Below are 13,926 nucleotides of genomic sequence, written 5' to 3'. Positions count from 1 at the left end.
CGCCTCAGACCGTCGCGAGGCGCCGGCTCAGCACCTGGTCGGCCAGCCCGTACGCCACCGCCTCCGCCGCGGTGAACACCTTCTCGCGGTCCATGTCGGCGCGCAGGACGGCGGCGTCGTGCCCGGTGTGCCGGGACAGCACCTCCTCGACCTGGGCGCGGATCCGCACCATCTCCTTGGCCTGGAGCGCGAGATCGGTGACCGTGCCCTGCCGGCCGCCGCTGGCCGGCTGCCCGAGCAGCACCCGCGCGTGCTCCAGCACGAACCGCCGCCCCGGATCGCCGCCCGCCAGCAGCACCGCAGCCGTGGAGGCCGCCTGTCCCACGCAGAACGTGGAGATCGGCGACCGCACGAACGTCATCGCGTCGTAGATCGCCATGAGCGAGGTGAACGACCCGCCCGGCGAGTTCAGGTAGACCGCGATCTCCTGCTCCGGGTTGGCGGACTCCAGGTGGAGCAGCTGGGCGATGACCACGTTGGCCACGCCGTCGTCGATCTCGGTGCCCAGGAAGACGATCCGCTCGTTCAGCAGGCGGCTGAACACGTCGTAGGACCGCTCGCCCTGCGCGGTCCGCTCGATCACGTACGGAACCGTGTACGACCCCATGTCACAGCCCCATCCGTCGGCGCGAACCGGCCGGGCGGACGTCGGTGAGCGTCGCCACCACCTGATCCACCATCCCGTACTCCCTGGCCTGTTCGGCGGTGAACCAGCGGTCCCGGTCGCCGTCGCGGGCGATGGTCTCCTCGCTCTGCCCGGTGTGCTCGGCGGTGAGCCGTTCGATGGTCCGCTTGGTGTGCTCCAGGTTCTCCGCCTGGATCTCGATGTCCGCGGTGGTGCCGCCGATCCCCGCCGACGGCTGGTGCATCATGATCCGCGCGTGCGGCAGCGCGAACCGCTTGCCCCGCGTGCCCACGGTCAGCAGGAACTGGCCCATGCTGGCGGCGAATCCCATGGCCAGCGTCGAGACGTCGTTCGGGATGAGCCGCATGGTGTCGTAGATGGCGAGCCCCGCGGAGACCGACCCGCCGGGGCTGTTGACGTACAGGCTGATGTCGGTGCGCGGGTCCTCGGCCGAGAGCAGCAGCAGTTGCGCGCACACGCGGTTGGCCGACACCTCGTCGACCTGGGTGCCCAGGAAGACGATCCGCTGGGCCAGCAGCTGGGCCGCGAGGTGGTCGTCGAAGCGGCTGGGCGGGGTGTCGCCCTCCTCGGCGCGCGGTGCCAAGCGCGTGGGGGCGAGGTGGGTGGGTGGAGTCATCGGGTCTCCCTGTCCTGGCTCGGATGCCGTCGGCTCCACTGTCGGCCGCCGGCCGCCGCTCCCGGCGGTTTCTCTGCCCGTGGCAGATCCGCCAGGGGCAGAGCGCCGCCCCGCCCGCCGGCCTCAGCCCTGCTCGCGCAGTTCCCGGAAGAACGCCCGTACGTCCCCGACCAGCAGGTCCGGCTCCTCCATCGCCGCGAAGTGGCCGCCCCGGCCGAACTCGGTCCAGCGCACGACGTTGTCCGTGCGCCGGGCCCGGTGCCGCAGCGGGACCTGGATCTCGGCCGGGAAGACGGCGAGCGCGGTCGGCGCGGTGGACGGCTCGGCAGGCGCGGCGGCCCGGACCGATCCGGCGTGCGCCCGCTCGTAGTAGATCCGCGACGCGGAACCGGCGGTCCCGGTCAGCCAGTACAGCATCACGTTGGTGAGCAGCCGGTCCCGGTCGACGGCCTCCTCGGGCAGCTCCCGCGAGTCCGTCCACTCGCGGAACTTCTCGACGATCCAGGCGAGCTGGCCCACCGGCGAGTCGGTGAGCGCGTAGGAGAGGGTCTGCGGGCGGGTCGCGTGCAGCATCGCGTACGCCGCGCCGTCCCGCTCCCAGGCCGTCCAGCGCCGCCACGAGGCGAGCGTGCGCTCCCGCTCGCCGGGATCGAGCGCGGCCAGCTCCTCGTCCGTCGGTTCACTGGTCTGCTGCGCCCCCGGCAGCAGGTTGAGGTGCACGCCGATCACCCGGCCGGGGTGGGCGCGGCCCAGCTCGCGCGAGATCGCGGCGCCCCAGTCGCCGCCCTGCGCGCCGAACCGTTCGTAGCCGAGCCGCCGCATCAGCTCGGCCCAGGCGTCGGCGACCCGGCCGGCCTCCCAGCCCCGGTCGGTCGTCGGCCCGGACAGCCCGAAGCCCGGGATGCCCGGCACCACGACGTGGAACGCGTCCGCCGGGTCGCCGCCGTGCGCGGCCGGGTCGGTGAGCGGCCCCACGACGTCCAGGAACTCCACGATCGACCCCGGCCAGCCATGGGTGAGGAGCAGCGGGATGGCGCCGGGCTCCGGGGAGCGGACGTGCGCGAAGTGGATGTCCGCCCCGTCGACGGTGGTGGTGAACTGCGGCCACCGGTTCAGCTCCGCCTCGGCCGCCCGCCAGTCGTACGTGTGCCGCCAGTACCGCGCCAGCTCGCGCAGATAGCCGGCCGGTACGCCGTAGTCCCATCCGGCGCCGGGCAGTTCCTCGGGCCAGCGGGTGCGGTCGAGGCGGTCGTGCAGGTCGTCCAGGGCGCTCTGCGGGATGTCGAGGCGGTAGGGCCGGATGCCGTCGGCCCGCGGTGACGTGGTCATGGCGGCGATGCTAGTTCGCGGCGGACCGGAAACCCGGGGACCGGTCCCGGGCCGGCCGATGAGTTCCGCCGCCCCCGGGAGTCTCCACCGCAGACAGTGACCCACCCCCAGGAGGACCCCGTGGCCACCGAAGGATTCACCACCTGCCTCTGGTTCGACGGTACGGCCGAGGAGGCCGCCCACTACTACGTCTCGGTGTTCAAGGACTCCGGCATCGGCCGGATCGGCCGCTGCACCGAGGCCGGGCCGGGGCCCGCCGGGTCCGTGCTCGCGGTCGACTTCACGGCGAACGGCCAGCGGTTCGTCGCGCTCAACGGCGGCCCCCAGTTCACGTTCAACGAGTCCGTCTCCTTCCAGGTCTTCTGCGCCGGCCAGGAGGAGGTCGACCACTACTGGGCCCGGCTCACCGAGGACGGCGGCGAGCCCGGCCCGTGCGGCTGGCTCAAGGACAAGTACGGACTGTCCTGGCAGGTCGTCCCGGACGGGCTCCTCGACCTGATGAGCGACCCCGACCCGGAGAAGGCGGCCCGCACCGCCCGGGCGATGTACGCGATGGGCAAGCTCGACATCGCCGCCCTGAAGAAGGCCCACGCGGGCGGGTAGCGGGCGGTCGTGCGGCCGGCCCACCCGTCCGGGGGAGTGGGCCGGCCACCGGCTGTGCGGGCCGCGGCCGGGATGACTAGCGTGAGGTTGCGGGAGCGCCGCCGACCGGAAGAGGGCCGCGTCCATGACAGCACGACCTGACGAGGGAACCCCCTGCTGGGCCGACGCGATGTTCACCGACGTGGAGCGGGCCGAGGCCCTCTACGCGGATGTGCTCGGCTGGACGTTCGGCGCGTCGGCGGCGGAGTACGGCAACTACGTCCTGGCCCGCGCCGACGGTAGCGCGGTGGCGGCCGTGGTGCCGCCCGCGCCCGGCCAGCAGGGCCCGGCGCAGTGGTGCCTGCACCTGGCCTCGCCGGACGCGGCCGCCACCGCCGCCCGCGTCCGCGACCACGGCGGCGAGGTGCTGATGCAGCCGATGCGGGTCGGTGACTTCGGGACCATGTGCCTGGCCCGCGAACCCGGCGGCGCCGTGTTCGGCGTCTGGCAGGGCGACACCCACGAAGGCTTCGAGGCCACCGCCGTCCCCGGCGCCTACTGCTGGGCCGAGATCCGCACCCGCGAGCCCGAACGGACGGACGCGTTCTTCACCGCCGTCTTCGACTACACCGTCCGGGGCATCGAGGGCGGCATGAACGGCTTCCGCGTCTACGACCTCGGTGGCCGGACGGTCCTGGGCCGGATGCGGATGACGGACGACCTCCCGCCCGAGACACCCTCGTACATCGAGGTCTACTTCACCGTCGCCGACTGCGACGCGGCGGTGGCCGCCGCCGGCCGGCACGGGAGTGCCGTGCGGTACGGGCCCGCGGACAGTCCCTTCGGCCGTTGGGCCGCGCTGACCGACCCGCAGGGCGCCCGTTTCAGCGTGATCGACATCACCACCGCCCGGGGGGAGAAGCCGCAGGCCGAGGACGTGGTCCGGGCGCCCGACGGGTGAGGGCCGAACGGGTCCGCCGGCCGTGGCATCATCGAGCCCATGCGTGAACGAGTGGTGGCCGCGTGCGACGGCGCGTCGAAGGGGAATCCGGGTCCTGCGGGCTGGGCGTGGGTGGTCTCCGACGACACCGAGACCCCGGCCCGCTGGGAGGCCGGCGCGCTCGGCACCGCCACCAACAACGTCGCCGAGCTGACCGCCCTGGAGCGGCTGCTCACGGCGACCGACCCGGACGTGCCGCTCGAAGTCCGGATGGACTCGCAGTACGCGATGAAGGCCGTCACCACCTGGCTGCCCGGCTGGAAGCGCAACGGCTGGAAGACGGCCGCCGGCAAGCCGGTCGCCAACCAGGAACTGGTCGTACGGATCGACGGGCTCCTCGACGGCCGCACGGTCGACTTCCGCTACGTACCCGCCCACCAGGTCGACGGCGACCCGCTCAACGACTTCGCCGACCGCGCCGCCAGCCAGGCGGCCGTGGCCCAGGCGGCGGCCGGCAGCGCGCTCGGCTCCCCGCAGCCGCCCCCCTCGCCCGACACCCCGAAGGCGTCCGCGCCGCGTCGCAAGGCCCCCCGCCGCACCGGCGGCGCCGGGTCCGCGCGCACCCTCAAGGCCAAGTTCCCCGGCCGCTGCCTGTGCGGCCGCGCCTACGCGGCCGGCGAGACCATCGCCAAGAACGCCAAGGGCTGGGGCCACCCGGAGTGCCGCACCGCCGAGGCCTGACCGGCCCGGAGCACACATCCTGTTACCCTTCGCTACCAATCGACCACTTTCGGTAGCCATCTGGGGTGTGCGTGAAGGTCGTCTGCGCCGGCGGCGGGCCCGCCGGCCTGTACCTCTCGATCCTGCTCAAGCGCCAGGACCCGTCCTGCGACATCACCGTCCACGAGCGCAACCGCGAGGGCTCGACCTACGGATGGGGCGTCACCTACTGGCAGGGGCTGCTCGACCGGCTGCGCGACGGCGACCCGGAGTCGGCGCACGCCGTGGAGGCGCACTCGGTCCGCTGGAGCGACGGCGTGGCCCACATCGGTGACCTGACGACCCGGCACCACGGCGACCAGGGCTTCGGCATCGGCCGGCACCGGCTCCTGGAGATCCTCACCGAACGGGCCCGCGCGCTGGGCGTACGGGTGGAGTTCGGCAGCGCCCTCAGCGCCGCCGAACCGCCCGCCGCCGACCTGCTGGTCGCCGCGGACGGCGTGCACAGCGCGCTGCGCGGCCGCCACGCCGACCGCTTCGGCACCGAGATCCGCCACGGCCGCAACCGCTACCTGTGGCTCGGCACCACCAAGGTCTTCGACGCCTTCACCTTCGCCTTCACCGAGACCCCGCACGGCTGGATCTGGTGCTACGGCTACGGGTACGGCGACGGGCACAGCACCTGCGTCGTCGAGTGCGCCCCGCACACCTGGGCCGGCCTCGGACTCGACCGGCTCGGACCGGCCGGCACGCGGGCCCTGCTGGAGCGGCTCTTCGCCCGCGTGCTCGACGGCCACCCCCTGCTCGGCCGCGCCGACGGCGACGGCGCCACCCCGTGGCTCACCTTCCGCACCCTCACCAACCGCACCTGGCACCACGGCAATCTGGTCCTGCTCGGGGACGCCGCGCACACCACGCACTACTCCATCGGCGCCGGCACCACCCTCGCCCTGGAGGACGCCATCTGCCTGGCCGGCGCCCTGCGCGCGCACACCGCCCTCCCGCACGCGCTGGCCGCCTACGGACACGAACGGCGCGCGGCGCTGCTGCCCGTGCAGAGCGCGGCCCGCCACAGCGCCCAGTGGTACGAGAACCTGCCCCGCTACCTCCACCTGCCCCCGCACCGCATGTTCGCCCTGCTCGGCCAGCGCCACTCGCCGCTGCTGCCGTACGTGCCCCCGCAGGTGTACTACGGCCTCGACAAGGCGGCCGGGAGCGTCGAGGCGCTGCGCCGCCTGAAGCGGTGGCTCGGCCCCCGGGCCGCCCGCGCCCTGCAGGCCCGCACCACGGCCCACCGCAACAGGCCCTAGAGGGCCGCCGACCGGGTGGTGCGCGCGTCAGCGCAGCAGCCGGTCCAGGAACGCGTTGCCGAACACCCGGTGCGGGTCCAGCCGGTCCAGGGTCGCGACCGCCTCGCCCCACACCTCGGCGCCGAACGAGCCGGGCACCGCCGTGCCGAGCACCCGCTCGTCGCTCCAGCCCGCCCGAGCCGTGTACGCCCAGCCCTTGGACCACTCCACGCGCGCGAGCGCGTCCCGGCCGGTGAAGCGGCCGAGCAGGAAGCCCTCCAGCTCGCTCAGGAACGCCTCGGCGCCCGGCGTGCCCGGCAGGGTCAGCACGTCCAGCCAGACCGCCGTGTCCCACTCCGGATGCTCCGCGCTCGGCCGCAGCACGGACAGCAGCGGGGCACGCGCGCCCGGCACCCCGGCGTCGGCGGGCTGGTCCAGGCCGGTCACCCGGATCTCCACCGAGCCGTTGACCGGGAAATCGCCGCGTGCCGCGTGGGCGGCCAGCCGCTCCCGGTAGAACCCGGTGAACTCGTGCACCACCCGCTGCACCCCGGCCCGCGAGGTGAGCACCGCGTACCCGTTGGCCGTCACCCGCAGCGTGCTCGGCCGCACGTACAGCAGCGTGTTCCTCGACGCCCCCCACAGGTCCGCCGACGCCGTCGCGGCGAGCCCGAGCCGCACCACCTCCAGCTGGGCCGGGCCGAGCAGCGGCGCCAGCCACCAGGCGGCACCGGAGACCAGCCGCCCCACCAGATCGGCGACCGGCTCCGGAAGGCTGTCGGAGAAGGGGTAGTTGTACGGCGAGGTGACGTGCCGCGAGCCGGCCGGGCGGACCGGGGCCACGCTCCACTCCTTCAGCCACGGGAACTCGGTGAAGGCGAACCAGATCGTCTCCACCCGCCCCGAGCGGCGCAGGAAGGACTCCAGGGTGCGCCCGCCGGAGCCCGGGGCGGCGAACAGCTCGCGGGCCGGGACGTCGGTGCGGCTGACACAGCGCAGGGGGCGGTCCGGGCCCACCCGCAGCACCACCTCGGTCACCAGCGACCGGCCGAGATGGGCCAGCAGCGCCGCGCAGTCCGCCTCGTTCCGGCGGAAGGTGCGCAGGACGTAGGCCCCGCTGTCCGCGTCCCACACCACCGCCGTCAGCTCCAGCACCCGGTTGCTCAGCGAGCCGTACGTGCCGCCGGGTGCCGGGCGTTCGCCGTCGGCCGGTACGGCGGTGCCGTGCGCGTCGATCGCGAGGGCGCCGCCCAGGCTCAGGTCGCCCGGGGCGGGTGCCGCGGTGAGTCCCAGGCCGTGCCCCTCCAGGAAGGCGAGCAGGGCGTCCAGGGTGACCCCGGCGCCGGCCCGTACGGTGTCGCCGGACTCCAGGGCGAGCCCGGTCAGATGGGCGGCGGTGTCCACCAGCAGGACCCGGTCGGCCGCGGTGGTCCGCGCGGTGACGGTCAGCGGGGACCAGCCGTGCGCACTGCCCCGGGCCCGCACCCGCCAGCCGTTGCGCCAGGCCCAGTCGACCACGGCGAGCAGCTGCTCCGGGCCGGTCGGGGCGGTGGCCCACAGTCCGTGGGCGGTGATCTCGCCCGACCAGTTGCGGTACGCCGTCCGGTACAGCGCCACCCGGGCCGGGAACCCGGGGAGCCGGGCCGCGGCCACCGCCGGATCGGCCGCGACGAGCACCGGCACGGCGGCCAGCGCGGCGGCGGAGCGCAGCAGGGTACGGCGGCTCGGCGGGTCCGAAACCCCTGGTAGGGCGGGAGAGTTGTCCTTGGGAAGATCGTTCACGCGGTCACGCTAGAGAGGACGGCCGCGCCGCGTCAGCCGTGCGCCGCCGTAGATCACCCGTCCGGGTGAAATGCCGGGCCGGGGCGCGGGAATCGATGGACAATGCGCACCCCGGCGCCGCGCGTCGGACGCCCTGGCCCCGCCGGGGCCGCGCGCACCGCGCGACGCGGGTCCGGGTGACACACTGGCGCCATGGACGAACGTGTTATCGACAGGTCGGGTCAGTGGGCCTCGGTGGTCGGGCTCGGCACCTGGCAGCTGGGCGCCGACTGGGGCGACATCGACGACAAGGAAGCCCTCACCGTGCTGGAGACGGCCGCCGAGTCGGGGGTGACCTTCTTCGACACGGCCGACGTCTACGGCGACGGACGCAGCGAGCAGACCATCGCCACCTTCATCGGCTCCCGTCCGGACCTGCACGTGCTGGTCGCCACCAAGATGGGCCGGCGGGTCGAGCAGATCCCGCAGAACTACGTCCTGGACAACTTCCGCGCCTGGACCGACCGCTCGCGGCGCAACCTCGGCGTCGACCGCCTCGACCTCGTCCAGCTGCACTGCCCGCCGACGCCGGTGTACTCCAGTGACGAGGTGTTCGACGCGCTCGACACCCTCGTCGAGGAGGAGCGGATCGCCGCGTACGGCGTCAGCGTGGAGACCTGCGCCGAGGCACTGACGGCGATCGCCCGGCCCCGGGTGGCCAGTGTGCAGATCATCCTCAACCCGTTCCGCATGAAGCCGCTCGCCGAGGTGCTCCCGGCGGCCGGGGAGGCGGGCGTCGCCATCATCGCCCGGGTCCCGCTGGCCTCCGGGCTGCTGTCGGGCAAGTACACCAAGGACACCGTCTTCCCGGCCGACGACCACCGGACGTACAACCGGCACGGCGAGTCCTTCGACCAGGGCGAGACCTTCTCCGGCGTCGACTTCGCGACGGGGGTGGAGGCCGCGGCGGAGTTCGCCGCGCTCGCCCCGCAGGGCTGCACCCCGGCCCAGCTCGCCCTGCGCTGGATCGTCCAGCAGCCCGGTGTCACCACCGTCATCCCCGGCGCCCGCTCCCCGGAGCAGGCCCGCGCGAACGCGGCGGCCGGGAAGATGCCGCCGCTGTCCGAGGAGACCATGGCCGCCGTCCGCGACCTCTACGAGCGCCGCGTCAAGGACCAGGTCGAGGCCCGCTGGTAGCAGGGAGCCGTAGCCGCGCCGGGGCGTCTCACGGCTCCAGGCGCAGCTGCCGCTCCTCCTCCTGGTCGCCCGCGGCGGCGCCCTCGTCGTGCGCCGTGAAGGCGTGCGCGAGGGTGTCGCTCGCCCGCCGCACGGCCTCCGGCGTGCCCTGGACGGTGACGGTCACGGGCGCGGAGAGCCGGCCGCCGCTCCCCGCGGCGCCGGTGCCGGCCGTGTCCTGCCCGGCCGCGTCGGCGGAGAACGTCGCCGTGCGGATGCTCGCCTCCGGGTCGGCGGGGAGCTGGTCCGGCGCCCCGAACGTCCCTTCCAGGGCCTGGACGACCGTCCGGGCGTCGGCGACCTCGCCACCGCTGAGTGTCACCGTGAGCTGCGTGCCGGGCATGGGTCAGGACCTCCTCGACTGGGGTGTCTGCGTCACCCGCTTCGTGTAACCGGGCACCGGGCGCTGAAACGGCCGTCCGGCCGGGGGAGGAATGCCGCCGTCCGGGGAACACGCCTGGACACGGGGCCGGAGGTCGGCTCCGCGGCGAGCGGAAGGCGGTGCGATGGCGACGGAGAGACTGTCCGGCGGGGGCGAGGGCCGGGGGCGCGACGAGACCGAGGAGGAGCGGGCCGACCGGATGTGGGTGGAACTCATCCAGGAGGTGCGGGTGGCCCAGACCGGGGTGCAGATCCTCTTCGGCTTCCTGCTCACGGTGGTCTTCCAGCCCAAGTACGACAGCCTCGCCCGCACCGACCAGATCATCTACGTCGTCACCGTGCTGCTGGGCGCCGCCGCGACCGGCGCGCTCATCGGCCCGGTCTCCCTGCACCGGCTCGTCTCCGGGCGCCGGGTCAAGCCCCAGGCGGTGCGCTGGGCGTCCCGGCTGACCTTCGTCGGGCTGGTGCTGCTGCTGGCCACCACGACCGCCTCGCTGGTGCTGATATTGCGGGTGGCCACGCACGGCGGGCTCGTGCCGTGGCTGGCCGGGGTGGTGGTCGCCTGGTACCTGCTGTGCTGGTTCGTGCTGCCGCTGTGGGCCCGGAACCGCTACACGTCCCGGTGAGCCGCGCTCAGCTCCCCGACATGACCTCGGCCAGGAAGTCGTCCACGCCGATCTTCTCGGTGCCGGGCGCCACCACGTCATGGGTCTCGCGCAGGAAGGCGGCGATGCCCGGCGCCCACGCGAACACCGTGGCGTGGTGCCGGCCGCCGTCCGGGTGGGAGTCGCCGTAGAAGTCCATGCGCAGCTCCTCCCAGCGGCCGGTCACCGCGGGACGGAAGCGGACGTCACCGACGCCCACCGGGCGGGTGAGGCCGTCGCCGAGCATCTCGCGGTCCAGGCTCCAGCGGGCGAGCACCCGGCCGTCGTGGCTGAAGACGGCGGTGACGGCGAACGGGTCGCTCACGTCGTAGGCCAGGTGCGCGAGCACCGGGAAACGGTCGGTGCCGTCCGCCTGCAACTGCATCACCAGCGTCGTGCGCACGCGACGGTTCACGAGAGGGCCCCTCCGAGGACGTCTGGACATGGAGCCCTCTAGTACCCCGGAATCCGGCATGATGCTCCGTCATCCGGGTGAATCCCGCCACCGCGGGTTTTCCCGTCCCCGTCGCTCGCGGGCGCGGTCAGGCGAAGGCGTCGCGCAGCGCGGGCAGCAGCTTCTTCACCGACCAGTCGAGGAACGGCACCTGCGTCTCACCGCCGATCTGCACGAGCGCGACCTCGGTGAAACCGGCCTGGGCGTACGGGCGTACCGCCTCCACGAACGCCTCCGGGTCGTCGCCGCACGGGATCGAGGCGGCCACGTCGTCGGGGGTGACGAACTGGGTGGCCGCGTCGAAGGAGTCCGGGTGCGGCAGCTCGGAGTTGACCTTCCAGCCGCTGCCGAACCAGCGGAACTGCGCGTGCGCCCGCTCGATCGCCGCGTCGCGGTCGGTGTCGTAGCAGACCGGGAGCTGGCCCACCCGCGGCTTGCCCGCGCCGCCGTGCCGGTCGAACGCCTCCAGCAGGTGTGGCTTGGGCTCGGTGGCGATGACCAGATCGGCCAGGTGCCCGGCGAGTTCGCAGGACTGCTCGCCGGAGACGGCGATGCCGATGGGCGGCGGCTCGTCCGGCAGGTCCCACAGCCGGGCCGACTCCACGTCGAAGTGCGCGCCGTGCCGGGTGACATGCCCGCCCTGGAACAGGGCCCGGATGATGTCGACGGCCTCCTCCAGCCGTTCGTGACGTATGTCCACGCTCGGCCAGCCGCCGCCCACCACATGCTCGTTGAGGTTCTCGCCCGAGCCCAGCCCCAGCCGGAACCTGCCCTCGGAGAGCAGTTGCACCGTCGCCGCCTTCTGCGCCACCACCGCCGGGTGGTAGCGGAAGGTCGGACAGGTCACGTACGTCATCAGCGGGATGCGCGAGGTCGCCTGCGCGGCGGCCCCGAGCACGCTCCACGCGTACGGCGCGTGCCCCTGCGAACGCAGCCAGGGAAAGTAGTGGTCCGAGATCACCGAGAAGTCGAAGCCGGCCTCCTCGGCCCGCACCACGTGGTCGACCAGCTCCCGCGGACCGGCCTGCTCGGTCATCATCGTGTATCCGATGTGCACCATGGCGCCCGAGTCCCCGGCTGACCGCCCGGGAAACGGGTCTTCATCCGAATGCGGGAGCCGGTCTCCTCGGCGCGGCTCAGCGCCGGCTCAGCGCAGGGCGAATTCGTCCGCCCAGCGCAGGATGTCGGCGACCTCCGCGTTGCCGCCGCACACCACCAGGCCGAGGCGGGCGTCCGGGCCCACCCGGTCGCGTACCCGCCGGGCGGCCGGCAGGAGGCAGCCGGCGGCGGGCTCGGTCCAGACCTTGCCGTGCTCGGCGAGGTCCAGGCAGCCCTGGACGGCCGCCCGGTCGGAGACCACGAGGACCTCCTCGACCAGGGCGGTGACATGGTCGTACGTCACCCGCGCCACCGTGGGCGCGCTGAGCGTGGTGACGATCGAGGACAGCGTGACCGGCAGCGGGCCGCCCGCCGCCAGCGCCTCGGACATCGCCTGGGCGCCCTCGGTCTCCACGCCCCAGACCCGCACCCCGGGCCGGAGCGCGCGCAGCGCCGCCGCGACACCGGAGATCAGTCCGCCGCCCCCGACGCTGACCAGCACGTCGGTCAGCTCGCCGGCGTCCTGGGCCAGCTCCAGGCCGACCGTGCCCTGCCCGGCGATCACGACCGGGTCGTCGAAGGGGTGGACCAGGGTCAGCCCCTCGTCGCGCAGCCGGGCGGCCGTCGCGAACGCCTCGCCCATGCCGTCGGTCAGCCGCACCTGCGCCCCGGTGTCCTCCGCGGTCCGGATGGACCGGGCCGGCGCGGTCCGCGGCATCACCACCGTGGCCTTGACCTGGAGGGCGGCCGCCATCACGGCCAGCGCGATCCCGTGGTTGCCGCCGCTGACGGCGACCACGCCCGCGGCCCGTTCCGCCTCGTCCAGCGAGAGCAGTTTCGCCGTCGCGCCGCGCGCCTTGAACGAGCCGGTGCGCTGCAGCAGCTCCAGCTTCGCGGTCACCGGGACACCGAGCAGCTCGGACAGCCCGGGGCTCGGCACCGTGGGCGTACGGACGACATGTCCGGCGATCCGCTCGGCCGCGGTTTCGATCTGCGAGATGCCGATCACGGCAGTCCACCCTTCCGGCGCGGGCCGGGTGTCCGCGCCACCCCGACCCTCACCCGGCGGGGCACCGACGGTCAACATCTTTCGGCCCGCCGCCCCCGAGGGGCCGTCCACCGCCCCCTGTCCTCAGTGCTGCTGCGGCTTCTGCGGTGTCGCCTCGCTGGGCCGGACCACGACATGGCCCTCGCCCTGGAGCATCAGCTGGACCGCCTCGCCGGAACCGCCGCGCAGCATCGAACCCAGCGACTGCGAGCGGTGCAGCGACGTCTGCAGGCGGGCGGTCCAGCCGACCACCGCGTCCGTGTCGACGTACACCGGCTGCTGGGGCGTGACCGGGATGACGAGCGGGTTGCCCTCGCACACCAGGGCCAGCCGGCCCTGCCCGCTGAACACGCTGTTGAACAGCCCGCCGCCCGCGATGCCCGACCCCTTGACCGTCTTGATCTGGTACGCCAGGGACGCGTCGAAGCAGAGCACGTTGCGCCCGTTGACCGTGAACTCGTCGCCGGGGTCGATCTCGACGATGAAGCAGTTCTGCGCCTCGTGCGCGAACCATGCCTCGCCCTGACCGCGCACCGCCATCAGCGGCAGCCCCTCCCCGGTGACCGCGCGCTTGAGCATGCCGCCCACGCCCTGGCCCTTGCGCTCGAACTGGAGGTCGCCGCGGTAGGCCACCATCGCGCCCTGGCGGGCGAGCATCTCGCCGTTCACCGCGTAGCCGACGCACTTGGCGTTCTCGACGTACATGCCCGGCGCGGCCGCGGGCCGCACCACGTGCTCACTGGAAAAGAGGTCACCCTTCATGCGGGCATCCTGTCCCGGAACCAGTGGTTCCGCCAAGATCCCCCGGGTGCCGGCCGCCGGGGAGGGCTCAGCGCAGGGTCCGCGCCCAGTCCGGCGGGACGCGGCCGGCCGGGCCCGGCACCGGCTGGTCGGCCGGGTGGGCGGCCGGGGGCGCGAGGTCGGGGCCGGTGTCGTACAGCTCGTCCGTGGCGTAGTTCCAGAACCAGGTCTCGCCGGGCTCGTAGCTGCGGATCACCGGATGCCCGGTGGCCCGGTGGTGGGCGCCGGCGTGCCGGGCGGGGGAGTCGTCGCAGCAGCCGATGTGCCCGCAGGCCGCACAGCGCCGCAGATGGAACCACCAGCCGCCGGCGGCGTCGCACTCCACGCAGCCCGGACCGCTCGGCGGGACGCCGGGGTCGACGGCGGGGTCCTGGGACATGT

Annotated in this window: 16 protein-coding genes; 6 read left to right on the top strand and 10 right to left on the bottom strand. The window is 73.9% G+C overall.

The window, feature by feature from the left end; all coding sequences use genetic code 11:
* Nucleotides 1-4: 4 nt before the first annotated feature.
* The 3 genes from ABZ858_RS07855 to ABZ858_RS07845 form a co-directional block, all read right to left on the bottom strand.
* Nucleotides 5-607, bottom strand: coding sequence for an ATP-dependent Clp protease proteolytic subunit (locus ABZ858_RS07855; RefSeq protein ID WP_361373795.1), 603 nt, complete (start codon nucleotides 605-607; stop codon nucleotides 5-7).
* 1 nt (nucleotide 608) lies between these two features.
* A complete protein-coding gene (locus ABZ858_RS07850) occupies nucleotides 609-1,262 on the bottom strand; it encodes an ATP-dependent Clp protease proteolytic subunit (RefSeq protein ID WP_361373793.1) in 654 nt (217 codons plus the stop codon).
* A gap of 123 nt (nucleotides 1,263-1,385) precedes the next feature.
* Nucleotides 1,386-2,591: an epoxide hydrolase family protein gene (locus ABZ858_RS07845; RefSeq protein WP_361373791.1), complete on the bottom strand. Its 1,206-nt coding sequence runs from the start codon at nucleotides 2,589-2,591 to the stop codon at nucleotides 1,386-1,388.
* Between the two features lie 120 nt (nucleotides 2,592-2,711).
* Between ABZ858_RS07845 and ABZ858_RS07840 the strand changes: the two genes are divergently transcribed.
* The 4 genes from ABZ858_RS07840 to ABZ858_RS07825 all read left to right on the top strand — a co-directional run bounded on the left by ABZ858_RS07840 (nucleotide 2,712) and on the right by ABZ858_RS07825 (nucleotide 6,143).
* On the top strand, nucleotides 2,712-3,194 hold the full coding sequence (locus ABZ858_RS07840) for a VOC family protein (RefSeq protein ID WP_361373789.1): 483 nt from the start codon (nucleotides 2,712-2,714) through the stop codon (nucleotides 3,192-3,194).
* 124 nt (nucleotides 3,195-3,318) lie between these two features.
* Entirely contained in the window at nucleotides 3,319-4,134 is an 816-nt protein-coding gene (locus ABZ858_RS07835) for a VOC family protein (protein ID WP_361373787.1), read from the top strand.
* Between the two features lie 27 nt (nucleotides 4,135-4,161).
* Nucleotides 4,162-4,854 carry a ribonuclease H gene (locus tag ABZ858_RS07830; protein ID WP_361374495.1) on the top strand — a complete coding sequence of 231 codons (693 nt, stop codon included), beginning with the start codon at nucleotides 4,162-4,164 and terminating at the stop codon, nucleotides 4,852-4,854.
* Nucleotides 4,855-4,919: 65 nt separating this feature from the next.
* Nucleotides 4,920-6,143, top strand: coding sequence for an FAD-dependent monooxygenase (locus ABZ858_RS07825; protein ID WP_361373785.1), 1,224 nt, complete (start codon nucleotides 4,920-4,922; stop codon nucleotides 6,141-6,143).
* Nucleotides 6,144-6,170: 27 nt separating this feature from the next.
* Here the strand turns inward: ABZ858_RS07825 and ABZ858_RS07820 are convergent, their stop codons facing one another.
* The gene (locus tag ABZ858_RS07820) at nucleotides 6,171-7,904 is read right to left on the bottom strand and encodes a cholesterol oxidase substrate-binding domain-containing protein (protein ID WP_361373783.1); all 1,734 of its coding nucleotides are present in this window, start codon (nucleotides 7,902-7,904) and stop codon (nucleotides 6,171-6,173) included.
* A gap of 192 nt (nucleotides 7,905-8,096) precedes the next feature.
* Between ABZ858_RS07820 and ABZ858_RS07815 the strand changes: the two genes are divergently transcribed.
* Nucleotides 8,097-9,080: an aldo/keto reductase gene (locus ABZ858_RS07815; RefSeq protein ID WP_361373781.1), complete on the top strand. Its 984-nt coding sequence runs from the start codon at nucleotides 8,097-8,099 to the stop codon at nucleotides 9,078-9,080.
* 28 nt (nucleotides 9,081-9,108) lie between these two features.
* Here the strand turns inward: ABZ858_RS07815 and ABZ858_RS07810 are convergent, their stop codons facing one another.
* A complete protein-coding gene (locus ABZ858_RS07810; RefSeq protein ID WP_361373779.1) occupies nucleotides 9,109-9,462 on the bottom strand; it encodes a hypothetical protein in 354 nt (117 codons plus the stop codon).
* Between the two features lie 163 nt (nucleotides 9,463-9,625).
* On the opposite strand from ABZ858_RS07810, the gene ABZ858_RS07805 reads away from it, so the two are divergent.
* Nucleotides 9,626-10,126 (top strand): DUF6328 family protein, encoded by a 501-nt coding sequence (locus tag ABZ858_RS07805; RefSeq protein ID WP_361373777.1) that lies wholly within the window; start codon nucleotides 9,626-9,628, stop codon nucleotides 10,124-10,126.
* A gap of 7 nt (nucleotides 10,127-10,133) precedes the next feature.
* Here ABZ858_RS07805 and ABZ858_RS07800 read toward each other — a convergent pair whose 3' ends face one another.
* From ABZ858_RS07800 to ABZ858_RS07780, 5 genes are all read right to left on the bottom strand, one after another.
* Entirely contained in the window at nucleotides 10,134-10,529 is a 396-nt protein-coding gene (locus ABZ858_RS07800) for an SsgA family sporulation/cell division regulator (protein ID WP_361374493.1), read from the bottom strand.
* 157 nt (nucleotides 10,530-10,686) lie between these two features.
* Entirely contained in the window at nucleotides 10,687-11,658 is a 972-nt protein-coding gene (locus tag ABZ858_RS07795; RefSeq protein WP_361373775.1) for an LLM class F420-dependent oxidoreductase, read from the bottom strand.
* 87 nt (nucleotides 11,659-11,745) lie between these two features.
* Nucleotides 11,746-12,705 carry a threonine/serine dehydratase gene (locus ABZ858_RS07790; RefSeq protein ID WP_361373773.1) on the bottom strand — a complete coding sequence of 320 codons (960 nt, stop codon included), beginning with the start codon at nucleotides 12,703-12,705 and terminating at the stop codon, nucleotides 11,746-11,748.
* Nucleotides 12,706-12,828: 123 nt separating this feature from the next.
* Nucleotides 12,829-13,506 (bottom strand): AIM24 family protein, encoded by a 678-nt coding sequence (locus tag ABZ858_RS07785; protein ID WP_361373771.1) that lies wholly within the window; start codon nucleotides 13,504-13,506, stop codon nucleotides 12,829-12,831.
* 67 nt (nucleotides 13,507-13,573) lie between these two features.
* Nucleotides 13,574-13,924, bottom strand: a complete 351-nt coding sequence (locus tag ABZ858_RS07780; protein WP_361374491.1) for a UBP-type zinc finger domain-containing protein — start codon at nucleotides 13,922-13,924, stop codon at nucleotides 13,574-13,576.
* Nucleotides 13,925-13,926: the final 2 nt, after the last annotated feature.

The sequence above is a fragment of the Streptomyces sp. NPDC047017 genome (assembly GCF_040644175.1).
Classification (GTDB): Bacteria; Actinomycetota; Actinomycetes; order Streptomycetales; family Streptomycetaceae; genus Streptomyces.
This window is presented reverse-complemented; position numbering and strand designations above follow the sequence as displayed.